The sequence below is a fragment of the Clostridium zhoujianii genome, from assembly GCF_051590805.1.
GTDB lineage: Bacteria > Bacillota > Clostridia > Clostridiales > Clostridiaceae > Clostridium.
Map to the genome: position 1 here is coordinate 2,314,579 of NZ_JBPUTF010000001.1, position 24,659 is coordinate 2,339,237.

Annotated in this window: 17 protein-coding genes, 1 other RNA gene and 2 riboswitches; of the genes, 4 read left to right on the forward strand and 14 right to left on the reverse strand. The window is 31.0% G+C overall.

What is annotated here, in order from left to right; genetic code table 11:
- Window positions 1-84: 84 nt before the first annotated feature.
- The 3 genes from ACSYT2_RS10930 to ACSYT2_RS10940 form a co-directional block, all read right to left on the reverse strand.
- Window positions 85-1,461 carry an alanine/glycine:cation symporter family protein gene (locus tag ACSYT2_RS10930; protein ID WP_430855249.1) on the reverse strand — a complete coding sequence of 459 codons (1,377 nt, stop codon included), beginning with the start codon at window positions 1,459-1,461 and terminating at the stop codon, window positions 85-87.
- A 99-nt stretch (window positions 1,462-1,560) separates the two neighbouring features.
- A riboswitch (glycine riboswitch) is annotated at window positions 1,561-1,647 on the reverse strand.
- Window positions 1,648-1,649: 2 nt separating this feature from the next.
- Window positions 1,650-1,728: riboswitch (glycine riboswitch) on the reverse strand.
- Window positions 1,729-2,038: 310 nt separating this feature from the next.
- Window positions 2,039-3,709 (reverse strand): 2-isopropylmalate synthase, encoded by a 1,671-nt coding sequence (gene leuA / locus ACSYT2_RS10935; protein ID WP_438384770.1) that lies wholly within the window; start codon window positions 3,707-3,709, stop codon window positions 2,039-2,041.
- Window positions 3,710-4,187: 478 nt separating this feature from the next.
- Window positions 4,188-7,724, reverse strand: a complete 3,537-nt coding sequence (locus ACSYT2_RS10940; protein WP_438384771.1) for an AAA family ATPase — start codon at window positions 7,722-7,724, stop codon at window positions 4,188-4,190.
- A 180-nt stretch (window positions 7,725-7,904) separates the two neighbouring features.
- Here ACSYT2_RS10940 and ACSYT2_RS10945 point away from each other — a divergent pair, with 180 nt between their 5' ends.
- Window positions 7,905-8,696: an HAD family hydrolase gene (locus ACSYT2_RS10945; protein WP_438384772.1), complete on the forward strand. Its 792-nt coding sequence runs from the start codon at window positions 7,905-7,907 to the stop codon at window positions 8,694-8,696.
- Window positions 8,697-8,913: 217 nt separating this feature from the next.
- On the opposite strand, the gene ACSYT2_RS10950 is transcribed toward ACSYT2_RS10945, so the two are convergent.
- Both ACSYT2_RS10950 and ACSYT2_RS10955 read right to left on the reverse strand, forming a co-directional pair.
- Complete coding sequence (locus ACSYT2_RS10950; RefSeq protein WP_438384773.1) at window positions 8,914-9,504, reverse strand: GNAT family N-acetyltransferase; 591 nt, start codon at window positions 9,502-9,504, stop codon at window positions 8,914-8,916.
- A 32-nt stretch (window positions 9,505-9,536) separates the two neighbouring features.
- Window positions 9,537-10,496: a D-2-hydroxyacid dehydrogenase gene (locus ACSYT2_RS10955; RefSeq protein ID WP_430855254.1), complete on the reverse strand. Its 960-nt coding sequence runs from the start codon at window positions 10,494-10,496 to the stop codon at window positions 9,537-9,539.
- Window positions 10,497-10,643: 147 nt separating this feature from the next.
- Between ACSYT2_RS10955 and ACSYT2_RS10960 the strand changes: the two genes are divergently transcribed.
- On the forward strand, window positions 10,644-11,501 hold the full coding sequence (locus ACSYT2_RS10960) for a 50S ribosomal protein L11 methyltransferase (protein WP_430855255.1): 858 nt from the start codon (window positions 10,644-10,646) through the stop codon (window positions 11,499-11,501).
- 70 nt (window positions 11,502-11,571) lie between these two features.
- Here ACSYT2_RS10960 and ACSYT2_RS10965 read toward each other — a convergent pair whose 3' ends face one another.
- Together ACSYT2_RS10965 and ACSYT2_RS10970 are read right to left on the reverse strand one after the other, a co-directional pair.
- On the reverse strand, window positions 11,572-11,913 hold the full coding sequence (locus ACSYT2_RS10965; RefSeq protein WP_430855256.1) for a hypothetical protein: 342 nt from the start codon (window positions 11,911-11,913) through the stop codon (window positions 11,572-11,574).
- A gap of 124 nt (window positions 11,914-12,037) precedes the next feature.
- Window positions 12,038-14,041 (reverse strand): methyl-accepting chemotaxis protein, encoded by a 2,004-nt coding sequence (locus ACSYT2_RS10970; RefSeq protein WP_438384774.1) that lies wholly within the window; start codon window positions 14,039-14,041, stop codon window positions 12,038-12,040.
- Window positions 14,042-14,356: 315 nt separating this feature from the next.
- Between ACSYT2_RS10970 and ACSYT2_RS10975 the strand changes: the two genes are divergently transcribed.
- Window positions 14,357-15,496 carry a universal stress protein gene (locus ACSYT2_RS10975; protein ID WP_430855258.1) on the forward strand — a complete coding sequence of 380 codons (1,140 nt, stop codon included), beginning with the start codon at window positions 14,357-14,359 and terminating at the stop codon, window positions 15,494-15,496.
- An 87-nt stretch (window positions 15,497-15,583) separates the two neighbouring features.
- Here ACSYT2_RS10975 and kdpC read toward each other — a convergent pair whose 3' ends face one another.
- Genes kdpC through kdpA form a run of 3 tightly spaced genes read right to left on the reverse strand, consistent with a single transcriptional unit; the run spans window position 15,584 to window position 19,905 of the window.
- Window positions 15,584-16,174: a potassium-transporting ATPase subunit KdpC gene (gene kdpC / locus ACSYT2_RS10980; protein WP_438384775.1), complete on the reverse strand. Its 591-nt coding sequence runs from the start codon at window positions 16,172-16,174 to the stop codon at window positions 15,584-15,586.
- Window positions 16,175-16,185: 11 nt separating this feature from the next.
- The gene (gene kdpB, locus ACSYT2_RS10985; RefSeq protein WP_438384776.1) at window positions 16,186-18,231 is read right to left on the reverse strand and encodes a potassium-transporting ATPase subunit KdpB; all 2,046 of its coding nucleotides are present in this window, start codon (window positions 18,229-18,231) and stop codon (window positions 16,186-16,188) included.
- A gap of 15 nt (window positions 18,232-18,246) precedes the next feature.
- Window positions 18,247-19,905 (reverse strand): potassium-transporting ATPase subunit KdpA, encoded by a 1,659-nt coding sequence (kdpA, locus tag ACSYT2_RS10990; RefSeq protein ID WP_438384777.1) that lies wholly within the window; start codon window positions 19,903-19,905, stop codon window positions 18,247-18,249.
- A gap of 455 nt (window positions 19,906-20,360) precedes the next feature.
- On the opposite strand from kdpA, the gene ACSYT2_RS10995 reads away from it, so the two are divergent.
- Window positions 20,361-20,798 carry a hypothetical protein gene (locus tag ACSYT2_RS10995; protein ID WP_438384778.1) on the forward strand — a complete coding sequence of 146 codons (438 nt, stop codon included), beginning with the start codon at window positions 20,361-20,363 and terminating at the stop codon, window positions 20,796-20,798.
- 340 nt (window positions 20,799-21,138) lie between these two features.
- On the opposite strand, the gene rnpB is transcribed toward ACSYT2_RS10995, so the two are convergent.
- From rnpB to rpoD, 4 genes are all read right to left on the reverse strand, one after another.
- Window positions 21,139-21,483: RNase P RNA component class A (gene rnpB / locus ACSYT2_RS11000), an RNA gene on the reverse strand.
- A gap of 477 nt (window positions 21,484-21,960) precedes the next feature.
- Window positions 21,961-22,755, reverse strand: coding sequence for a Nif3-like dinuclear metal center hexameric protein (locus ACSYT2_RS11005; RefSeq protein WP_430855263.1), 795 nt, complete (start codon window positions 22,753-22,755; stop codon window positions 21,961-21,963).
- Window positions 22,756-23,451, reverse strand: coding sequence for a tRNA (adenine(22)-N(1))-methyltransferase (locus tag ACSYT2_RS11010; RefSeq protein WP_430855264.1), 696 nt, complete (start codon window positions 23,449-23,451; stop codon window positions 22,756-22,758).
- Window positions 23,452-23,520: 69 nt separating this feature from the next.
- Window positions 23,521-24,657, reverse strand: coding sequence for an RNA polymerase sigma factor RpoD (gene rpoD / locus ACSYT2_RS11015; protein WP_430855761.1), 1,137 nt, complete (start codon window positions 24,655-24,657; stop codon window positions 23,521-23,523).
- Window positions 24,658-24,659: the final 2 nt, after the last annotated feature.

The following is a 24,659-nucleotide window of genomic DNA, read 5'->3' on the forward strand; positions in this document are numbered from 1 at the left end:
AACATATAGATCTTATATTTATCTTATACATTTATTAATATTAAATGAAAAAAAGATACAAGTCTCCTTGTATCTTTTTCCTGTTTATGATGAAAGTAGAGCTTTTTCCTCTTTAAGCTTTCCAAAAAACTCTTCTGTTTCACTAATTATTACCTTTCTTAAACCTATAAGACCTATTAAGTTAGGTAAAGCCATTAATCCATTAACTATATCTGCTATTATGAATATTAAATCAAGTGGTAAGAATGGTCCTACAGCTACTAGCCCAATAAATATCAACCTATATGGTATTATCGCTTTTATCCCCAATAAATACTCCATACATCTTTCTCCATAATAGTTCCATCCTAATATTGTAGTAAAGGCAAAGAATATTAGACCTATATTTACTATATATTTACCTACAACTGCAAAAGGTAGTCCAGTCTCAAAGGCTGCTGTAGTTAATGCTGCTCCTTCAAGTCCACTATTAAATGTCCCTGTAATTACAATAGCTATACCTGTCATAGTACAAATTATTATAGTATCAAAGAATGTACCAGTCATTGAAATTAGCCCCTGTCTTACAGGAGATTTTGTCTTAGCTGCTGCAGCCGCTATTGGTGCACTTCCAAGACCTGCTTCATTAGAAAATACTCCCCTACCAATCCCTCTTTGCATAGCTATTTGCACTGTAATACCTAAAGCACCCCCTAAAGCTGCTTGTGGATTAAATGCACTTCTAATAATTAATGATACAGCTGCTGGTATTGCTTCATAATTACATATTAGAAGAACTACAGCTCCTAAGATATATAATGCTGCCATTATTGGTACTACCTTTTCTGATACCTTAGAAATTCTTTGTATACCACCTAATGTTACTAGTGCAACTAGAGCAGTAACAACAACTGCTGTTACTACTAGTGGTACATTAAATGATATTTCTGCTGCATCTGCAATAGATTTAACCTGTCCAAATGTACCTATCCCAAAGAAGGCAACTCCAACACCTAGTACAGCAAAAATTTTTGCTAACCACTTTAACCCAAGACCATTTTGTATGTAATACATTGGTCCTCCAGCCATTTGCCCATTTTCATCTACTTCTCTATATTTTATAGCAAGTACCCCTTCAGCATATTTTGTTGCCATCCCAAAGAAAGCTGCTATCCACATCCAAAATAAAGCACCAGGTCCCCCTGTTTTTACTGCTGTTGCAACACCTACTATGTTACCTGTCCCAATTGTTGCTGATAAGGCTGTACATAATGCACCAAAACTTGATACATCACCCTCTGCACTATCATCATTTTCTTCTTCATCTTTACCAAAAACATATTTTAGTGCTAATGGTAGTTTTAATATTTGTAGTAATTTTAATCTTATTGTTAAGTATACACCAGTACCAACTAATAAAATCAGTAGTGGCGGTCCCCAAATAAAATCACTAATCCTTTGTAAAATTTCTTGTAAGTCCATAAAAAAAGTCCCCCTTAAAATGTTAATTTTCCGGAGGAGATTACGAATTGCATCTAAATTTTATAATTTTTTATATAGTAAAAAAAGATACAATCATATCCCCTGTCCTTTTACCTGAGAGTTTCAATCTAAGTAATAATACTTAAACCTTGCTCCTTCGGTGCTCTTCTAGAGTCTCTCCAGAGGCTCGTCCAGTAGCGGTCCTAATACCTGAAAGATTTCCCTCTTCGGTGGATATATTAAATATCTCTCTCCCACTACCTTCATCCGAACGTTATTAATTTATGTTATTATTATATACGTACTTCTTTAATAATGCAACATTTTCGTGAAATTTGTTTACAATATATGAACTAATGACCTCCAGTAGTAAACATCACCATTCAAATTTAATAGAATTATCATAGTTTTCCACTTATATTTATGATTTTATTTACAGTGTAAAACTATAAATAAATGCCTATAACAATTGAAAATGAAAAAATGATTGATGAAACTCCTAAGTACTTTCATCAATCATCTTTTTCTGGTAATTCTTTTAGAATTCCACTCTTAATTTTAAATTACAAATTAAAAACTACCTATATAATCTATTAATAGCACTAAATACAGCTTTTATAGATGCTAATGTTATATTACTATCTACTCCCACTCCAAAGGTTTCTTCTCCATTATCTGTTCTCTTCATATTTACATAGGCTGCTGCTTTAGCTTCCGATCCCTTACCTAATGAATGTTCGGCATAATCTAAGATCGTTGTTTCAACTAATGCAGATTTTATAAGAGCATTCTTCAAAGAGTTAATTGGTCCATTACCTACTGCAACAATATTCTTTTCTTCACCCTTATATAAGAACTTAACAGAAATTTTGGTGTTATTATGAGGATGATTGTCTTCTGGTGCTTCAGTAACAATACATTTTATAAGTTCAAATGGATATTTCCTATCAAGGTATTCCTCAGTAAATTTATCCATAATAAGCTGTGGTGCAACCTCTCCTGTCTTTTCAGATATCTTTTGGATAACATCTGCAAATTCTTTATGCATAGCCTTAGGCATCTTATACCCATAATATTTATCCATTACAAAGGCTATTCCACCCTTTCCTGATTGGCTATTAATTCTAACTAAAGCTTCATACTCTTTACCTAAGTCACTTGGATCAATTGGTAAATATGGAACTTCCCAATATTGTCCTTCTCTTTCTCTGTACTTAGCCATTCCCTTGTTAATTGCATCTTGATGTGATCCGGAGAATGCTGTAAATACTAATTCACCTGCATATGGATGTCTTACATGAACTGGAATCTTACAGCATCTTTCATATACATCTGTTATCTTTTGTATATCTTCAAGATCTAATTCTGGATTAACCCCTTGAGAAAACATATTATAAGCTATATTTAATATATCTACATTTCCTGTTCTTTCACCATTACCAAATAAAGTTCCCTCTACTCTATCAGCCCCTGCAAGTAAAGCTAGCTCTGCAGTAGCCACTCCTGTTCCCCTATCATTGTGAGGATGTATACTTAATATAATACTTTCTCTATTCTTAAAATTCTTACTCAACCACTCAATTTGATCCGCAAATACATTAGGTGTATCTACTTCAACTGTAGTTGGTATATTTATAATAACCTTTTTCTCCTTAGAAGCTCCCCAAGTTTCACATACTGCCTCACATATTTCAAGAGCATAGTCTAATTCAGTTCCTGTAAAGCTTTCTGGAGAATATTCAAGTATAATATCTCCTGAAAAATCTTTAACATATTCCTTTACTAGCTTTGTACCTTCTATAGCAATGTTTTTTATTTCATCCTTACTCATATTAAATACAACATCTCTTTGAAGAATCGAAGTTGAGTTATAAATATGAACAACTGCTTTCTTTACTCCCTGTAATGCTTCAAAGGATCTCTTAATAAGATGTGGTCTAGCTTGAGTAAGTACTTGTACCACTACATCCTCAGGTATTAAATCTTTTTCAACTAAAATTCTTAAGAAATCATACTCAATTTGTGATGCTGATGGAAAACCTACCTCTATTTCTTTAAAACCAAGCTCAACTAATAGATTAAACATCTCAATTTTTTCTTCCACAGTCATTGGATTGACCAATGCTTGATTTCCATCTCTTAAATCAACTGAACACCACATTGGTGCCTTTGTGATTGAATTATTTGGCCAAGTTCTTTCCTTTAAATTTATTGTTTCAAATCTTTTATACTTTTTATAATTTAACATTTAATAGCCCCCTTAGATAATTAATTTTATAGTTTTAATGCTCTTTTTAATGAATTCACAGCCATTCTATAACCCCGTAGAGCTTAACTATAAATAATATCTTATTTTCTACTGACTTAACCCCATTTTCCTTCACCTCTTCATATTTACTGATTATAATAAAAAACCGCGTAAATCACTCACATTTTGGAGCGATTTACGCGGTACCATCCAATAAAAATTGTACTTAATTAAAATAACGGCTATTTACCGATAAGACCTTTTAAGTCCTATTGCTCATGAGCAAGTTCAAAAGCGATTATTTGCGGGCTTTCACCATTCCCCTACTCTCTAATAAACCTCATACTTCTTACTACTCTCAATCTCAGCTTTTCCTTATATTAACTTATAAATAATATTACTATATTAGGAACTTACTGTCAACATTCTTTGTTATATTATGATAAATTAATAATATTTATCAGCTTTCTTTATAAAACTACCCAATTATTCTTTTCTTTATTTTTTCAAACTCTTCTTCTGTTACTATCCCTGAATCAAGTAAAGACTTAAGTTTTAATAATTCATCAACTATTGATGTACTTGCAACTGGAATATCAACAATAGGGTTTTTATTATAACTTACTTTATCTTCAGAAATCTTCCATGTAGCTTTATTTTTCTTTAAGAATTCTTCCTTAGCTATTATTACATCTCTTTCATTGATAATATTAATCTCCTCTTGTAATAGTTTATCACCACAAATTCTTATACTATGAACTCTTACTAAATTATCTAAATATTGTTTTATCATTAATCCATTCTTAAGAGTAAGATCCTTTTCTCTATGCATTTCTCCTATAGAATTGATTAACTCCTCTTTTCCATCTGGCGTTAATGAATATCCCTTTGATTTTAATATATTTAATGCAATATTCACCTTTTCTGCTTCATTATAATTCTCAAAATCTACCCATGTAGGGAATCTATAATTTAACCCTTGATTAGATAATACTAGCTTTTTCATACCTTCCTTTTCACCAGATAAAACAATTATAGTTTTATTTCTATTATTATCTATAAACTTTATTAACTCTGTAATAATCTCATTACAATTTTCTTCCTCTAAGAATAAATCACTCTTATCTATCAATAAAACCTTGCCTAAGAACTTATTAAATATATCCTCCAGCTTTAACCCCTTATTCATCATAGACATTATTTCAAGCTTATCTAGTTCTAAAATATTCTTAGCCTTTACTATTCCCATACTATAAAGCATCTCTGAATATATATTTAAGACTGTCTTTTTACCAGTTCCAATTTCCCCAGTAAAAACAATATTCATATATCTATTTAAATCTCCAAAGGAACCTAGCCTCTTTCTCTTTTCCTTAACTTTCATTAGCTTATATTGATTTCTTAAAAATTCCTTTGATTTCTCATTTCCCACTACTGCTTTTAATTTACTTTCTAAATCAAATTCATTATCATATTCAGCTACATTTATCTTTTCAATATCTTTTGCAGTTATTAGATTCATTTCATATACACTAATATCTTCTTCGGATATTCTTATACTTTGGTTTCTAATTAGATTCTCAACATAGTTTCTAACCATTCTACCATTACCAGACTGTGCATCTGAATTTTCATAGATATCTACAAAACTCTTCTTTAATGCAACATATGCATTTTTAGATAATTTGAATCCCTTTTGCTCAACTAATCTTATTGACATTTCTAATAGTTCATTAGGATTATAATCTTCAAAATTAGTCCATAATGGGAATCTTGATCTTAAACCTATATTAACATCAAAGAAATCCTCCATTTCTTTCTCATAACCAGCTAATATTACTATTACATCACTTGAATAATCTTCAATTAGTTTAAGTAAAGTTTCTATTGCTTCCCTACCTAAAGAGTCATTTGCAAGGGTATAAGCCTCATCTATAAATAATATTCCTCCAATAGCTTCCTTAAACTTCTCTTCCGTTTTCTTTGAAGTTTCACCAGGTACTTCAGATACAAAGCTAGATCTATCAGTTTCAACTAATTGCCCAATTTTAAGTAAGCCCATACTATTTAACATTTCTGCTACTAATCTAGCAATACTTGTTTTACCTGTGCCTGGATTACCTGCAAATACCATATTCAGATTTTGCTCTATCTTAGTAGTTACCCCTACTGATTTCCTCTTTTCTTGAGCTACTATTAATTTATATTGGCTTCTAATAAGCTTCTTTACATCCTCAAGTCCTATAATTTCACTTAACTTTTCCTCTAAATCAAATTTAGCATTAACCTTAAAGTTAAAGTTATCCCTCTGTAATAAATCTATTTCCCTCTTGCTATTTGTTAAATACTTTTTAGATGCATCCATAATAGCATTCTCTACTATATTCCTTACAAATCTAGCATTACCTAAATCATTTTTACCTGTAAGCTGGTTTCTTGTGAACAGATCTATAAGTCCTGATTTAACATTACTATCTATTCTATAACCCTTTGATTTTGCTATATTTACAGCAATTTCATACATTTCTATAGGATTATAATCTAAGAAGTGAATTGTATTAGGAAATCTTGACTTAAGACCTTGGTTAAAGCTTAAGAATTTTTCCATATCCTTTTCATATCCAGCTAATATTACTATTAAATCATCTCTATTATCTTCTATCCCTTTAAGGAGTGCATCAACTATTTCCTTACCTATCTTATCATCTTCACTTTCACATAAGGAATAAGCTTCATCTATAAATAAAACACCACCAATAGCTGAGTTTATTATATCTATAGTTCTTTTTGCTGTATCGCTACTATTCTCTGTAACGAAGTCTGCCTTACTAACCTCTACAAATACCCCCCTTGATAATATTCCTAAGGCATTTAAATACTCAAAAGTAACTCTTGCTGCATTTGTTTTTCCTGTACCTGCATTACCTGCAAAAATCATATTCATAGATATTTGTGATGTTTTAAGACCTAGTCTTTCTCTTATTTTTTGAACCTTATAGTTATTTTGAACATTTACTATAAAGTCCTTTAAATCCTTCATACCTATAATTGAATCTAATTTATACCTTGCTTCTTCAAGAGTTGGTACAGAGTAATCATTAAGTTTAAAAATCTCATTATTTGCCTTACAATATATTTCATTATCATTTATATATAACTGAATATGGCTTCCTTCTCCTATAGCTTCCGTCCTAATTAGGTTCACCATTGGTTTATATAGCTTATAAGATACATACTCAGAAACACCAAATCCCTTTTCTTCCTTAAAATTATCTTGTAAATATGTACTTAACCCAATTTCATTATTTGATTCATTCTCATCATCTTCTTCAACTAATACATTTACCTTTAAGGATTCTTCCACTCTATTTATATCTTTTAATACCTCTGTCTTAAATACTACTCTTCTTTCTTCCTTTGTAAGACTTTTTGTATATATTGTTTTATCCTTATTAGGGAATAAATCCTCAATATTTTCTCTGCTTTCACTGTTATATACGAAGATAAAGAACTTATTGTGACATATTAATTTATTAATCTTATCTTGATCCGTATCATCAGCCTCAATTAAGAACTTATTTTTCACAACATAATCATTATTTAAAAGCACACAGGTATTGGGATGTATACTTGATAGTAGATTTAAAATTTCCTCACTTGCTTTTTCTGTATTTTTGAATATAACTACCTCTGAACTACTATTTAATTTTTCATATAAATCAGTTAAAAAAGAATTATATCCTAAATTAAAGTTGTATGTAGATAAATCAATTTCATCCACTTCTCCTCTTTCTACCAACTTCTCTTCATTAAGCTTAGAAAAAAGAGATCTAATACTTGCTTTTTTAAAGGTATCCCTACTACCAGCCAGTAGCAATATTCCTTTCTCCCCCTTAGATAATTTCCCCTCAAAATAATCACATAACTTATGTGCAAACTCTTCTTGACCTATTAACTCCATCTTTAATTTCTTTTCAATGCTAGTAAAGATTTCTTTATTTCTTTCAGTATTCATAGTACTTTATCCTCTCCTTGGCTTTGCATCATTTCTTATTAATTCACTCTAATTAATAATTATTATTCTTTCTATTATAATTTAGAATATCCTCCATATCAATATTTTAATTTTATCCTTCCCTATTTTTATAGTATAATAATCTCAAACAAATGATATCTAATTAAGAAGGTGTATGAAATGATTAAGTTAATTGCAACTGATATGGATGGAACTTTACTAGACGAAAAGGGTAAACTACCTAAAAACTTTTTTAACACTTTAGAAAAGCTTAATGAAAAGGGAGTTAAATTTGTAGTAGCTAGTGGCAGACCATATCCTACCCTTTTCGAGAACTTCAAACCTATTTCTGAAGATCTTTATTATATCTGTGATAATGGAGCATTCATTGTAGAAAATGGCACTGTATCAGATATAAGCATTATAAATAAAGATACTGTACATTCTATTATTAAATATTGCGCTGATATCCCTAATATCCAAATAATATTATGTGGTATGGAAGGTGCATACCATCTTCCTTGTTCTTCAGATTTTACTGATGAAATTGATAAATATTACATAAAGAAGCATATTGTAAATAACTTACTATATGTCTCAGATGATATTTTCAAAATAACTATATGTGATTTATCTAACCCTTCAACTAATTCATATAAGCACTTAGAACCTATATATGGGGATGACCTTATGGTTGTAGTTTCAGGTGAAGTCTGGGTAGACATAATGAATAAAGATGTAAATAAGGGTGCTGCCCTTGAGAAAATACAAAAGGACCAAAATATTTCTAAGGAAGAAACAATGGTATTCGGTGATTTTTATAATGATGTCGAAATGTTAAAAAAAGCTCATTATAGTTTTGTTATGGAGAATGCTAATGAAGATATGAAGCAATATGGTAACTTTATTGCTAAGAGCAATAAAGAATACGGTGTTATTAAAGCTATTGAAGAATATGTTTTAAATGACTAGTTCCAAGGATATAATTAGGGCTATCCATCCTATGCTAACCCATAGATTTTATATAGCCTAAAGCAAAGACTCTCATATGCCTTTTCAGGTCTACTAGCTCTGCTAGAAGTAGCCTTTCAAGAAATATGAGAGTCTTTGTTCTTATATTATATTATTTTTAAGTATATAGTATTTAATTTAGCATACATCAGGTATCCCCATATTTCATACTTGGATCTTACAGTAACTTAGCATCTAGGACTTTTATCATCTTATCACTACTATTTTTCTCAAGATTATATCCTAAACTTTCATAATACTTAACTAACTTTGGATTATTAGCTCTTAAAGATATCTTTGTAAATCCTCTTAGCTTTGCTTCTTTGTATATTCCATCCAAAAAGATTTTAGCTAGTCCTTTTCCTCTAAACTCATTTTTTATTGCTATATTTGAAATATAAAATTCATTCTTCTTACATTCACTATCTAAAACATACCTAATTGTTAAAAACAGGAATTTAACCTTGTTCCTTAATCCATTTTGCATAGTTATTAAAACTTTATCTGCTTTAAATGTAGATTTTTTAAGTTTATCTCCTTCTAATGCAAGAGTAATTCCTGCAAAAATCTTATCTACATCCATCACCCATATATTTTGATAGCTAAATCTATTATTTTCCCGCTCTATCATTGAAACAAGACGAGTCATTAGTTCTTCTTTACTTCCCGCTCCCCATTCCAACTCAGGATTATTTTCCGTAGAATAAATTAGTTTTCCTATTTCAAAAGCATCTTTTACTGTTGCTCTTCTTATATTCAGGTCACACAAACTTCCAACCCTTTCTTTATTTGAATTAAATTTTACTTATCCAATCTATTTCTTTCCTCTCCTCTATAAAATGCATGGATATTCTCTATTAAATCTGCAAATAGTCTATCTCTTGCTTCTATACTTGCCCAAGCAATATGTGGTGTAAGAACTAACCTATCCTTGTTCTTAACTGTTAATAATGGGTTATCTACTTTCATTGGCTCTACAGTAAATACATCAAGAGCAGCTCCACCTATTAACTCTTCATCTATGGCTCTAGCTAGGTCTTCATCAATAACTATAGGACCTCTTCCCATATTTACTAGAACAGCATTTTTCTTCATCTTAGTAAAGTTTTCATAATTAAATAAGCCTTGAGTTTTTTCATTTAATGGAGCATGAACAGATATAATGTCACATTCTCTAAGTAATTCTTCAAGCTCTACTCTTTTATAATCAGAATTATTATTCTTACCTGAAGTTGAATAATAAACTACTTCTGCTCCAAAGGCATCAGCTATTTTAGCAACCTTTCTACCTATGGCACCAAGGCCTACTATTCCCCACTTTTTCCCCTCAATATCATTATAAGGCTTATCAAGATTAGTAAATAATCCTGATGCTGCATAGGCTCCAGTTTTAACAAAGTTATCATAATAAGAAATCTTATCATATAAATGTAAAAGGGTTGCAAATGTATGTTGAGCTACAGTTGGCGTTGAATATCCAGCTACATTAGTTACAGCAATTCCTCTCTCTTTAGCATACTCTATATCTATATTATTAAATCCTGTTGCCATTTCACATATTAGTTCAATTTTATCAGCATTCTTTAAATTATCTTTATTTAAAACCACTTTATTAGTTAAAACTATAGTAGCTTCCTTTATTCTCTCCTCTACATCCTTTGTTTCTGTCTTGTCATAATAAGTTACCTCTCCAAATTCTTTTAACTTATCATAATCAACATTTCCTAATGTTATTCCATCTAAAATTACTATCTTCTTCAATTTTTAACACCCTTTCATTATGAACTTTCTACCTCAATATTATCATAGAATCTTCCATAAAACAAAAACTGTCCTCCTTATATAACTTTACATAAATTTAAGTATATAATAATATATTATTAGTTTCAGTTTGAAAGGAGTACTATAATGTTTATTATTTGTTTTAATATGCCCTTAAACCAAGTTGATGAAAAAATTGAAATACTTCAAGTTAATGATATCTTTAATGCCTTCTATGAAAGTCCATTAGAAATAACAACAGATGAAAATGGATATGGATTTATTGAAAAAGAGGATGAAATTATAACTTTAAAGGTTGCTTTCGATGGTGAAAAAGAAGAGCTTGAATCTTTTAAAGAAAAAGTCTCCTCTTTAATTAATGAGGAACCTTGTGATGTCTATGAAGAGAATTATGACTATAATGATTTCTCTATCCCTGCTATACATATTGATGAAAACTGGGTTCTTGCATCACCTGATGAAGAAGTTGAGGATAAAAATAAAATTAACTTTATCTCCCAAGGTGCCTTTGGAACAGGTCTACACGAAACAACCCAAGATTTATTAAAAATAATTTTAGAAAAGGATTATTCAGGATTAAGAGTTTTAGATATAGGAACTGGTTCAGGAATCCTTTCTCTAGCTACAGCTATAAAAGGTGCTTCAGAAGTTGTTGCTTTAGATATAAGAGATGTTAAAGAAGAAGTAGAACTTAATGCCTCTTTAAATAATATTAATACAATAACTGCAGTTGTTGGTGATGCTTTATCTGGTGAAGTAGAGATTGAGGGAAGCTTTGATTGGATATACATAAATATTGGTGGTGAGGAAACTCATATGTTTATGAACTTTATAAAAAAACACTTAAGAAAAAATGGTAAATTATTAGTTTCTGGTTTAGTTGAATGGAGTTTTGATAAAATACAAGAAATGATTCAAAATCATGGCTATAAAATGATTGAAAAGTACCAAACTAATGAATGGGTAACTGCAATATTTATTTAAAATTAAAAGGCTATCAATAATTTTTAAAATTATCAATAGCCTTTTTTAATTTATACAACTTTTCTTATCTTTATTTTCCTACCCTATTCTTCTTCTTTTTCTTATTATTTACTCTCTTACCTGATGCTAATCTTTCTCTTCTCTCTTCTATTTCCTTCTTCTTTGCTTGGGATACCTTTTCTGCAGCCCTATCCTCTTTTTTTACTAAACTAATTGAAAATACATACCATATAACAAAGAATATAACCGCTATCATTCCTGCAATAATAATGCTATCATTAGTTGCTTGTCCTCCTATTTTGTTATAAATAAAGAAGGTCATAAACATCATAGCTGCAACTATCAAGCTAAATTTTACAGCATTGGCCTTACTTGCTCTTACATCATTAATATATTTTTCTAACCACTTCATCCTTTTCTCCACCTTTTCTTTCTGTAAACATATACAAAATTATATTTAATTATATCATATTATATCACAGATAATCTAACACTTTATATAGAAAATGACCATGACTAATCATGGCCATTTAAAGTTATACACTAAATCCTTCTACTAAATTATTTAAATCAATAGCTTGCTCAGCTAACTTCTCAGCACTTTCTGCTACTTCTTCTGAGGATTTGTGTAGTTCATCCGATGAAGCAGAAATTTCTTGAACAGCTGCTGTAACTTCCTGGGATATAAAGGAAACTGTTTCTATTTCATCAACTATAATTTCCTTGTTATTGGAAATCATCTCGAAACTTTGAACTATTTCCCCAATTTTAACTGGTATTTTTTTTACCTCAGCTGATATTTCAGCAAAGGACTTAATTGTATTATTTATAGTTCCTCTTTGCTCATCCAATTCATCTTTCATGCTATCAGACTCAGTTATTACCTCATTTAAACTAGATAATAATAGCTGTATTATATTATATATATTTTGTGAAGAATCCTTACTTCTTTCAGCTAACCCTCTAATTTCTTCTGCTACTACAGCAAAGCCTCTTCCTGATTCACCTGCCCTAGCTGCTTCAATTGCTGCATTTAAGGCTAGTAAATTAGTTTGCTCTGATATATTATTTATTAAATCAGTTATCTCATTTACCTCTTTAATATGAACTGAGATATCTGATATTTTTCCATAAAATCCTTTGAAATTATAATTAAATTGAGATACAGATGATATTAACTCTTCCATATCATTATTACTATTTTCTGAATTTCTCTCTATTTCAGTAGTCATTCCATGAATACTATTAATATTCTTCTTTACAGCATTTATAGAATTACTAAGCTCATTTAATTTATTTAATACTTCTTCTATACTACCTGACTGCTTAACGGCTCCATCTGCAACTTCACTAATAGCTTCAGATATATTAGCTGTTAATGCTGCTAATTCCTCTGATATTGTTACTAAAGTTCCTGAACTACTTTCAACTATCCCAGCAGAGTTCTTTGTTTTTCCAATAACAAGGCCTATCTCCTTTTGTGTTTCCTTTAATGACCTACACATATCCCCTACTTCATCAGAAAGGGACTCATATTTTTCATCAATAGGAATAGAGAAATCTCCCTCTCCAACCTTAGCCATATGATCTGCTATATATGTTAGCCCCCCTGAAACTTTTTTACTAAAAACTATAACTACTGCTATAACTGCTACTGCTATAACTAAACTTATAATAACCATTATCCATCTTAATCTATATATGCCCACTAACATTTCACTATTCTCTACAACTATCCCTATATATAGACTTCCTATTTCAACAGGTGCATATGCTAAGAAATAATTCTTATCATCTAGTTTATATTTCCCCTGTCCCGGAACTCTTTGTTTCATCTCTTGAATCATACTAGCTATCTCATTATACCTACTATCACTCTTTGCCATTTCAATATAGTTAGTTCTATTAATCGCTATTTCTTTTTCTTTATGTGATACGATATCTCCATTACCATTGATTAAAAATCCATATCCAGTTCTTAAGAAGTTTAATCTACTAGTTATATTATCTAGTACCCCTGAATTCTTTATCCCTAATAATACTGCATAAACTTTTCCTTCGTCATTTTTTAAAGGAACTGAAAAAACCATTACAGAGTCTCCATATTTTGAACTATTGAAAGGAGTAGATACATATTCATATCCCCCTACTGCTGATGCAAAATAATCTTCATTACCAACATTTCCAGTTTCTCCGTAAATATATCTTGCTTCTCCTTTCATATCTGCAATCCCTAATGAAATAAATTCATTAGATCCTGCAAAGCTACTTAAAAACTCTAATTTTTCATCTACAGTAATATCTTCATCTTTCATTAATTCTGTATCACCAAATGCCTTAAGAACTTTTGTTTCCCCTTTTAAAGCCTGGGATATTTCTCCTGCTGTAGCTATAGAAAGCTTGGACATCATATCTTCATCACTCTTATTAATTATTTTTGATGCTCCTAAATAAGCTGCTCCCCCTAATGCAATACATCCTATAATGTAAACTGGTACAAATGTAAGCAATAATTTTTCCTTTAGTTTTCTTTTTTTCATCTTTAATCCCTTCATCTTAATTTAATATTTCCCTAGTGTGCTATTGCACCACATGACATTTTACCATAATATTCTTGTATTAGGAATCTTTATTTTATAATAGACATTATCATACTTAATATGAAAATATTAACTTACATGTATTTTTACACCCTCATTAAATCCTTAATAATAAGACTTGCTAGGCTTGATTATCCCTCATTTCTTTAAAATATTGTTCTTTTAATAAGATTTACTCAGGGTTTAACTAATTGATATCACCTTTTTCTTAGGTTACCATAGCTATATAGGTAATTTTTAGAAGGAAGTGAGCATATGGAAGATAAATATAGAATTACTCCAGAGGAGGCTTTAAAAACTTGTAAAAAAGAATCCAAAGGTATTCTAAAAGTTTTCCTGGGCTATGCCCCAGGTGTTGGCAAAACTTATACTATGCTAAATGAAGCTAACAGAAGATTTAATCGTGGTGAGGATGTAGTTATTGGCTATCTTGAAAGCCATGATAGAAAGGATACAATTTCTCAAGTGAAAAGTTTACCTTCTATACCCTTAAAAAAAATCCATTATAATTCTATGAATTTAAGTGAAATGGATGTAGATGCTATTATTGCAAAACATCCAAAATTAGTTCTTGTGGATGAGCTTGCCCATAATAATGCACCTGGATCTAGAAATAAAAAAAGATATGAAGACGTCTTGGAAATTTTAGATGCTGGAATTAATGTTTACTCAACTGTTAACCTTCAACATATAGAAAGTCTTAATGATATGGTTAGACAAATCACCGGTATAGTAGTTAATGAGACTATTCCAGATAAAATAATATCAGATGCTGAAGTAGTTGTAGTGGATATCACTCCAGATGCCTTAAGAAATAGACTTCAAAGAGGTAATATCTATAAAAATCACTTAATAGAAAGAGCTCTTAAAAACTTTTTTAGAAAAGGTAACCTAGCAGCTTTAAGAGAACTTACATTAAGACAGATAGCTGATGAAGTGGATGAAGATCTTGAAGAATATATGCATAATCACAAAATTCAAGATAATTGGCATACATCTGAAAGAATTATGGTGTCTATATCTTCAAATCCAAAATCTAAAAGATTAATACGGGTGGGAGCCCGACTTGCAAAGAAAATGAAGTGTCCCTTTTATGTTGTTTATGTAGATTGTACCCATAATTTATCTCCAAAAGAAACTCCTACCCTAGTTAAAGGTCTTGAAGATAGCTTAACTTTGGCAGAAAAATTAGATGCAACAATAGTTAACTTAAAGGGTAGGTCCGTTTCTAATGAGTTAATAAAATTTGCACATGAAAAACATATTACTAAACTTATAATAGGACACTCAAAACGAACAACTATTCAAAGACTTTTTAGAGGTTCAACCATAAATAAATTACTGGAACATGCTAAAAACATTCAGGTTATTGTAGTTCCCTATGACCCGAGCTAATTAGATTTCTTTATAATAAAAATGTGTATAAAAATAAGTACTAGCTTATTTTTATACACATTTCTCTTCAATATCATAAGTTATTATTTACTTGATTGCTTCTTCGATTGCTATATTTAGCTCTAAAACATTAACACGTTCTTCCCCATATAATCCTAACCATCTTCCATCTGTCTTCTTTTCTACAAGTTCCTTTAAATCCTCCTCAGCTAATCCAGTTTCCTTTGCTATTCTTGGTATTTGTATTTCTGCTCCTCTTGGTGTTATATGAGGGTCAAGACCTGAGCCTGATTGTGATATAAGTTCATTTGAAACATCTTCTTTAGATAAAGTAGGATTCCTCTCTAAGAATTCCTTAACATCTGCTTCAACCCTCTCCTTCAAATCAGGACTAGATGGAGAAGTATTTGCAGATCCTGAAGTAGCATCCATCTCCTTACCATCTTCTGAAATGTTGTATCCAACATTTGATAACCTACCAACAAAATGTTTATCATCATTGAATGTCTGTCCTATTAACTTAGAACCAACAACCTCTCCATTATACTCTACCAAGCTTCCATTTGCTTGTTTAGTAAATAAAACTTGTCCAATCCCTGTTACTACTAATGGATATGCTAATCCGCATATTATTGTTAATACTATAGTTAATCTTATTGCTTTTTTTAAATCACTCATTTATATCCCCCCTACATTCCTATCATTGATAGTAATGGAGTAATAATAATATCAATTATCTTAATTCCAAGGAAAGGTACTATTACGCCACCAACACCATAAATGCTTAAATTCCTCTTTAATATTTTTTCTGGATTCATAGGTGTATATTTTACACCCTTTAAAGCTATTGGAATTAATAATGGGATTATTAATGCATTAAATATTAATGCTGATATTATAGCTGATTTAGGGCTACTTAGTCCCATTACATTCAATACATGCATTTGTGGTATTGCTAACATGAACATAGCAGGTATTATTGCAAAATATTTAGCTACATCATTAGCAATTGAAAAAGTTGTTAGTGCTCCCCTTGTAATAAGAAGCTGTTTCCCAATTCCAACCACATCTAATATTTTAGTTGGATCTGAATCTAGGTCTACCATATTAGCTGCTTCCTTAGCTGATGTAGTACCTGAGTTCATTGCAAGTCCAACATTTGCTTGAGCAAGGGCTGGAGCATCATTCGTACCATCACCAGTCATAGCCACTATCTTACCATCTGCTTGTTCTTTTTTAATTTCTTCAATTTTATCCTCTGGTTTACATTCAGCTATATAGCTATCTACCCCTGCTTCTTTAGCTATTGTTGCGGCTGTTAATGGATTATCTCCAGTGCACATCACAGTTTTAATTCCCATTTCCCTAAGTTGTGCAAACCTCTCTACTAAACCTGGCTTTACAGTATCTTTTAAATAAATTACTCCATAAATCTTACTTTCTTTGGCTACTACTAGAGGTGTCCCACCAAGTTTAGATATTTTATCAACCTTATCCTTTAAATCTAAGGGAATAACACCACCATTTTCTTTTACAAACTCTACAATTGATGAATAGGCTCCTTTTCTAACTCTTGTTCCATCTACTAAATCCATTCCACTACTCTTTGTCTGAGCTGTAAATTCTATAAATTTAGCGCCAATATATTCTGATTCACTAACTGTAAAACCAAGCTTTTCTCCAAGCTCTATTGTTGATTTCCCTTCTGGAGTTGTATCCTTAATTGAAGTAATAAGTGAATATTTAATTATGTCCTCTTTTAGAACTCCATCTACAGGAATAAAATCAGATGCAAGCCTATTACCAAAGGTAATTGTACCTGTCTTATCTAAGATCATTACATCTACATCTCCACAAGCTTCTACTGCCTTGCCACTCATTGCTATAACATTAAATCTAGTTACTCTATCCATCCCAGCTATACCTATTGATGATAGTAATCCTCCAATAGTTGTTGGTATCAGGCATACTAGTAATGCTACTAAAGTTGATACCTCTAATTTAACACCAACAAAATTAGCTATTGGATATAAAGAAACTATTACTACTAAAAATATTACTGTAAGGGCAACTAAAAGAGTTGTAAGTGCAATTTCATTTGGTGTTTTTTTTCTTGAAGCTCCCTCAACAAGAGCTATCATTCTATCTAAGAATGATTCACCTGGGTCAGATGTAATTTGAACTTTAATCCAATCTGATATAACAGTTGTCCCTCCTGTTACTGATGCAAAATCTCCGCCTGCTTCTTTTATAACTGCTGCTGATTCACCAGTAATTGCACTTTCGTCTACAGATGCTAATCCTTCAATAATCTCACCATCATTTGGAATAATATCACCAGCTTCAACTAAAACAACATCCCCTTTCTTAAGTTCTGCTGCACTAACTAAGATATACTTTCCACCCTCTTTTAAAAGCTTAGCTTTAGTATCTTTCTTAGTTGACTTTAAAGTATCTGCTTGTGCTTTACCTCGCCCTTCTGCTATTGCTTCAGCAAAATTTGCAAATAATATAGTAAGGAATATTATAACTGTTACTATTCCATTATATAATCTTCCCTCTTCCCCTACTATTTGAGGGAATACTGTTAATACTGCCGTTACTATCATTCCTAAATATGCCACAAACATAACATAGTTCCTAATCATCTCTCTAGGATCTAGCTTTTTAAATGAATCTTTAATTGCGGACCTAATCATGGCTTTTGTAATAAAGCTTTTCTTTTTATTTTCCATTTCTCTTCCCTCCAATTAACCTATAGTCAAGAACTCAGCACCTGGCCCTAATACTAAGGCTGGCAAAAATGTTAATGCCCCAATTACTAATATAATAGCTATTAAAACTCCTACAAATAAAGGCTTATCGGTTCTAAAGGATACTGCTGATTCTGGAACTGGAGTTTTATCCTTTAAAGATCCTGCTAAACATAATAATAAAAACATAGATACATATCTACCCAAGAACATTACTATACCTGCTGCCACATTCCACCATGTTGTTGTATCTGCTAGCCCTTCAAATCCTGACCCATTATTTGCCGCTGATGTGCAAAACTGATAAAGGATTTGTGATAGTCCATGATACCCATCAAGGGATGCCTGTCCTGTAGCTGCGGCTAATCCTGTTGGTAGCAGTATTAATATTGGATGGATTAAAATTATAGCTGCAATTATCTTCATTTCTTTTCCTTCTATTTTTCTTCTTAAGAACTCTGGCGTTCTACCAACCATAAGCCCACATATAAATACTGCTAGCATTGCATAAACAACTAAGTTCATGAATCCTACACCCTTACCACCAAAAACTAAGTTAAGCATCATATTCCACATAGGAACAGCTCCTCCTATTGGAGTTAATGAATCATGCATGTTATTTACTGAGCCTGTAGTAAAGGCAGTTGTTACAACTGAAAATAGAATTGAATCGAATACTCCATTTCGCACTTCCTTACCTTCCATATTACCTAGGGTATTAGTTATACCTACTTCATTCATCACTGTGCTTCCACCCATTTCTGCATTGAATATAACTGGTATTACCATTAAGAATAGTACTAATGCCGCAGAGAATAATGCAACTCCATTTTTCTTATTCTTAGCTGCTTTTCCAAAGACATAAAAATATGCACCTGGGGTAAACATCATTAATAAAATTTCTAACATATTTGTAATTGGTGTTGGATTTTCAAATGGATGTGCTGAGTTAGCTCCAAAAAATCCTCCACCATTAGTTCCTAAATGCTTTATACTCTCTAAAGATGCAACTGGTCCATAAGCCAAGGTTTGTGTTTCTCCCTCAAGAGTCTGTACCACTTTATGCGCTTCAAAAGCTTGAGGTACCCCTTGCCAAATCATAATTAATGCAGCAATTATTGAAACTGGTATCAATAATCTTGTTATAATTCTTACTAAGTCTCTATAAAAATTTCCTAATGGATTACCTGTTATTCCTTTTATAAATGCCCCACAAGCAGCGAACCCTGTTGCTGCTGAAGTAAACATCATAAATGTTATCATAATCATTTGTGTTAGATTAGTTAAATTTAATTCCCCTGTATAGTCTTGTAAATTTGTATTAGTCATAAAACTAATTGTTGTATTTAAAGCTGTGTGCCAGTTCATATCTAACAATGGATTAGATGATCCAATAACATATTGTTGAGTCATCAAAATTATAAATCCTACAACTAACATAATAATATTTGTAACTAATAATGCTTTAAAATACTCCTTCCAGTTCATGTCCTTTACTTTTATACCAGATAACTTGTATATAATATTATCTACTTTATCCATTACAGGATCAACAAATGACCTTGTCCCAAATAATACATTATACATATATTTCCCCATATAAATTGATACCAGAATGAATACTCCAATTAAAACAGCTAGAGCTATCCACTTCATAATACATCACCCCTTAAATTTGAATCCTGTACTGAATTATACTCTGAATCCATACTTAAACAATGTGATTTTAACTCAAAATTCAGCATTTTCCATAGCATTAGTTAATTTCGACAATACTTATATAGGGTTTTCATTTGTTTTCATTTAATATCTTTATTTTCCTATACTAATTGTTTTTTAAATGTTTACATCCTATCAATTAATATCATATCTATATTATCTTTAGTTAATAACTCGTAAAAATTATCATTTATCTGATTTAAATCTAAAATTCTCTTATTTTCTCAAAGATACTCCTATCTCCAATAATGTCTTTTTAAATATTTTTATCTAAAAGATAATTTAGCTTATTTAAGTATCACATTTTATTTGCATGTACATAAGATATATTAAGCGGCTCCAATGATAAAAAAATTGAGAAACAAAATTCATAAAAAAGAGGGGTAATAAAAATGAGTAATAATAATTACTATTCAGAAGTAGCAGAGGCTTATCGCAACAGCAGAAATAATAACTTTAACTCTTGTCCAGATAGCGAAAGTTATTCTAATAATTGTAGCTGTAATAATAACAATAATAATAATAATAATAATAATAATAATAATAATAATGACAGATGTTGTGGAAGAAGATTTAATAATCGTACAAGTGATGAAAAAGTTCAAAGAGCTATGGGTGCTTTTTCACGACAATTAACTAATACTGCAGAAGCAATTAACTGTTTAAATAGTTTATTTAATAATTTAGAAGACGATATATATGAAGATCGTTGTTGCTTAAGTAATAGAATAAAAAATATTTTAAGATCTATTCAAAGTGATATATGTGATCTAGATGACGATGTTAGATCTATTAGAGATGATCTTGAGTGTTTAAACCAAGCTTTATAAAGGGTATTTTAAAATAATAATTTTATTAATACCTTTCCTTCCACTAATTCTTATTTAAGAATTAGTGGAACTTCTAGGGATTTACCAAAATTATCATTTAAAATTCAAACAAAAAGACTCCTCTATAGAGATTCTTAATTTTCTACTTTTAAAATAAAATATACATAATAAGAACATTTAATTTTTATCAATATTTAAAATTACAATTATTAAATATCATCTTTTATAACTTAACATAAATTATAAAGACTCTGCCTTAATCTTTTATAAAATAAAAAATAACAAGGTTTAGATATAAGGGATTTTTATATCCTCTTATATCTAAACCTTGTTATATTATGGATCGAGACAAGCCATAAGCGGGGTTCTGTTCTAAGCAATCATCTATCTAGACCTATTGTTACCAATAGGTTCAAGCGACGCACCCAGAGGCGGAACGGGCAATTCCTATTGTGCCTCTCTATTCGGTCTTGCTCCAAGTGGGGTTTACATAGCCGTGAAGTCGCCATCACGCTGGTGAGCTCTTACCTCGCCTTTCCACCCTTACCTACAAATGCAGGCGGTATATCTCTGTTGCACTATCCTTCAAGTCACCTTGACTGGACGTTATCCAGCACCCTGCCCTGTGGAGCCCCGACTTTCCTCTCCTAGCTCAAAGGCTAGCAGCGATTGCATGTCTTACTCGCAAGGATTATGATAACACATCCATCATTTTATTACAAGGGCTACTTTTATAACTTAAGGTACAAATATAAACAACAATACTAATAATATTATTACAACTAAACCGTATAAGCCCACTCCACAAAGTAATAATGTTGCTAGTAGACCACCTAAAATGCATAGTTTCCCTGGACTAATAAAGCAAAATACAGGCCACTTTTTCCATTTTCCAAAACCTCTGCCATAACCTCTTTCAAAATTATCCTTTATATCCTCAAATGATTTTTTAAAATCCTTACTAATAGCTACTCCTCCTTATAAATTACTAAATATTATATTGACTATATGGAAAAAAGTATTACTATTTAGAATTATTATTAAAACTCTCTAATATTACTATATATAATTGTCTTAATAAAAATACTAGATTAATCATAAATATATTAAAATAATTAAAAGATAGATAGTAAAACTATCTACCTTTTAATATATCAATTCTCTATAAAAACTCGTAAGGATCTACACTGACTTTTGAATGTATAAACTCAATGTCTGGAAACTTATCTTCTATTCTCTTCATAACCTCTAAGAAAACAATCCACTCCGTAGGGAAATGTCCTGGATCTAATATTGTAATCCCCATTTCTTTATAATCTGATGCAAAGTGATAAGAAGTGTCTCCTGTAATTATACAATCAGCCCCCATTCTTACAGCTTTGCTAAAGAAATCTTGACCACTACCATTTATGATAGCTATTTTACTCACTTTTTCAGCAGCAATTACAGCCCTAAGATTATTTATTCCTAGCTTTTCTTTAATCAAATTAATAATACTCTCTACAGATACATATTCATCAAGTTTTACAATTCTCCCAAGGCCAGCCTTCTCATAACCTATCACCTTTGATGGTTCAATAATTCTACTATTGCTAAATCCAAGAAGTTTTACTATTTCCTGGTTAATTCCATCTTTAGCAGAATCTAAATTTGTATGACTAGAATAAAGAGATATATCATTCTTTATAAGCTCTATTATTTTCCACCCTTGCAGGTCTTCTCTTACAATCTTACTAGGTTTTCTAAAAATCAATGGATGATGAGTTATAATCATATCAACTCCATTATTTTTTCCTTCTTCAATTACATCTTTAGTACAATCTAAGGCTAATAAAACTTTCTTTACATCTTTACCTCTTTCTCCTACCATAAGACCTACATTATCGAAATCTTCTTTCAAAAATGGTGGTGCTAGTACTTCCATTTCTTTAATTATATCTTTTACTTTAATAGACACCTATTTCACCTCTTCCTTAAATCCCTCTATTTCCTTAATCTTCATCTCTAATTCTTCTTTTCTCTTCTTTGCAGATTCTGTATCATCCTTTATAAATCCTAATATCTTATTATATTTTTCCTCTTTAATACTTAAATAATCAAACATAAGTGGATGCTTTTCTTTCAATAACACTGGTGATATTTCATAAAAAATAGGTTCCATTATATTAGGTTTATCAATTCCCTTTTTAACCTTAAATAATTCATAGTATATGCCTTCATCATAGCATAAATCCTCAGCTATAATCTCATATCCACTTGTATATAAATACTCTCTAAGAACTTCTGGATTCTGAGCTGGTTGAAGTATTAAAAACTTATAAAATGGTACCTTGCTCTTATCTGACTCTAATATATCCCTTATAAGATTGCCGCCCATACCAGCTATTACTACAGATTCAACCTCACCTTTATTTACAGTTTCTAGGCCTCCACCTAATCTTACCTCAACTTCATCTGATACACCTTCTAAAGATACATTTAATTTTGCTTTCTTTACAGGTTCCCTATTGATATCAGATGCTATAGCCCTTGAACATAGTCCATTTTTTACAGCGTATATTGGAATATATCCATGATCTGTTCCAACATCAATTATACTTTCACATTTATCTATGTGTTTTGCTATAAAGCCTAATCTTTTACTTAACTCCATAACTATCCTCTTTTCCTTAATTAGTAAAAAACATCTGTCCTAAAACAGATGTTTTTTCTAAGTATATTATTAATCTAAATAATCTTTAAGCTTTTTACTTCTTGATGGATGTCTTAGTTTTCTTAAAGCTTTAGCTTCAATCTGTCTAATTCTTTCTCTTGTAACATTAAACTCTTTACCAACTTCTTCAAGAGTTCTAGCCCTACCATCATCAAGACCAAATCTAAGTCTTAGTACCTTTTCCTCTCTTGGAGTTAATGTATCTAAGACATTAATTAATTGTTCTTTAAGCATAGTAAATGCTGCTGCTTCAGCTGGTGCTGGTGCCTCATCATCTGGAATGAAATCTCCTAAGTGGCTATCTTCCTCTTCACCTATTGGGGTTTCAAGTGATACTGGTTCTTGAGCTATCTTTTGAATTTCTCTAACCTTCTCAACTGGTAAATCCATAACCTTAGATATTTCTTCTGGGAATGGATCCCTTCCTAACTCTTGAAGTAGTTGTCTTTGTACTCTTATAAGCTTATTTATTGTTTCAACCATATGAACTGGTATTCTTATAGTTCTAGCTTGGTCTGCAATAGCTCTTGTTATCGCCTGTCTTATCCACCAAGTAGCATAAGTTGAGAACTTAAATCCTTTTCTATAATCAAACTTTTCAACTGCCTTTATAAGACCTAAATTACCTTCTTGTATTAAATCTAAGAAGAGCATACCCCTACCTACATATCTCTTTGCAATACTTACAACAAGTCTAAGGTTAGCCTCAGCTAATTTCTTCTTAGCATATTGATCCCCTTCCTCTATTCTAAGAGCAAGATTTATTTCTTCTTCTGAAGAAAGTAGTGGAACTTTACCTATTTCCTTTAAGTACATTCTAACTGGATCATCAATAGCTATACCTTCTGGTACTGAAAGATCAACTTCTTCCTCTAACTCTTCAGCTACGCCATTTACCTCACCTGATACCTCAATTCCCATTGATTCAAGAACCTCATAAATCTTTTCAATTTGGTCTGGTCCTAAATCTATATTTTCTATTTCATCCATTATTTCTTTATATGTTAAAGAACCGTTTTTCTTACCCTTCTCTATTAAATTTTTAACAACGGTCATCTTACTATTCTTGTCTTTTTTATCCTTATTAGTTTTTGTTGCCTTAGCCTTAGTTTCTTCTGCCATATTTTTATTACCTCCTTGCGCCATGA

Coding starts and splice junctions, on each gene's coding strand:
- ACSYT2_RS10930 (WP_430855249.1), bottom strand. CDS start 1,461: ATGGACTTACAAGAAATTTTACAAAGGATTAGTGATTTTATTTGGGGA.
- ACSYT2_RS11010 (WP_430855264.1), bottom strand. CDS start 23,451: ATGGAGTTAAGTAAAAGATTAGGCTTTATAGCAAAACACATAGATAAA.
- kdpB (WP_438384776.1), bottom strand. CDS start 18,231: ATGGAAAATAAAAAGAAAAGCTTTATTACAAAAGCCATGATTAGGTCC.
- ACSYT2_RS10940 (WP_438384771.1), bottom strand. CDS start 7,724: ATGAATACTGAAAGAAATAAAGAAATCTTTACTAGCATTGAAAAGAAA.
- leuA (WP_438384770.1), bottom strand. CDS start 3,709: ATGTTAAATTATAAAAAGTATAAAAGATTTGAAACAATAAATTTAAAG.
- ACSYT2_RS10970 (WP_438384774.1), bottom strand. CDS start 14,041: ATGAAAAAAAGAAAACTAAAGGAAAAATTATTGCTTACATTTGTACCA.
- ACSYT2_RS10960 (WP_430855255.1), top strand. CDS start 10,644: ATGTTTATTATTTGTTTTAATATGCCCTTAAACCAAGTTGATGAAAAA.
- kdpC (WP_438384775.1), bottom strand. CDS start 16,174: ATGAGTGATTTAAAAAAAGCAATAAGATTAACTATAGTATTAACAATA.
- rpoD (WP_430855761.1), bottom strand. CDS start 24,657: ATGGCGCAAGGAGGTAATAAAAATATGGCAGAAGAAACTAAGGCTAAG.
- ACSYT2_RS10975 (WP_430855258.1), top strand. CDS start 14,357: ATGGAAGATAAATATAGAATTACTCCAGAGGAGGCTTTAAAAACTTGT.
- ACSYT2_RS10945 (WP_438384772.1), top strand. CDS start 7,905: ATGATTAAGTTAATTGCAACTGATATGGATGGAACTTTACTAGACGAA.
- ACSYT2_RS10965 (WP_430855256.1), bottom strand. CDS start 11,913: ATGAAGTGGTTAGAAAAATATATTAATGATGTAAGAGCAAGTAAGGCC.
- ACSYT2_RS10995 (WP_438384778.1), top strand. CDS start 20,361: ATGAGTAATAATAATTACTATTCAGAAGTAGCAGAGGCTTATCGCAAC.
- kdpA (WP_438384777.1), bottom strand. CDS start 19,905: ATGAAGTGGATAGCTCTAGCTGTTTTAATTGGAGTATTCATTCTGGTA.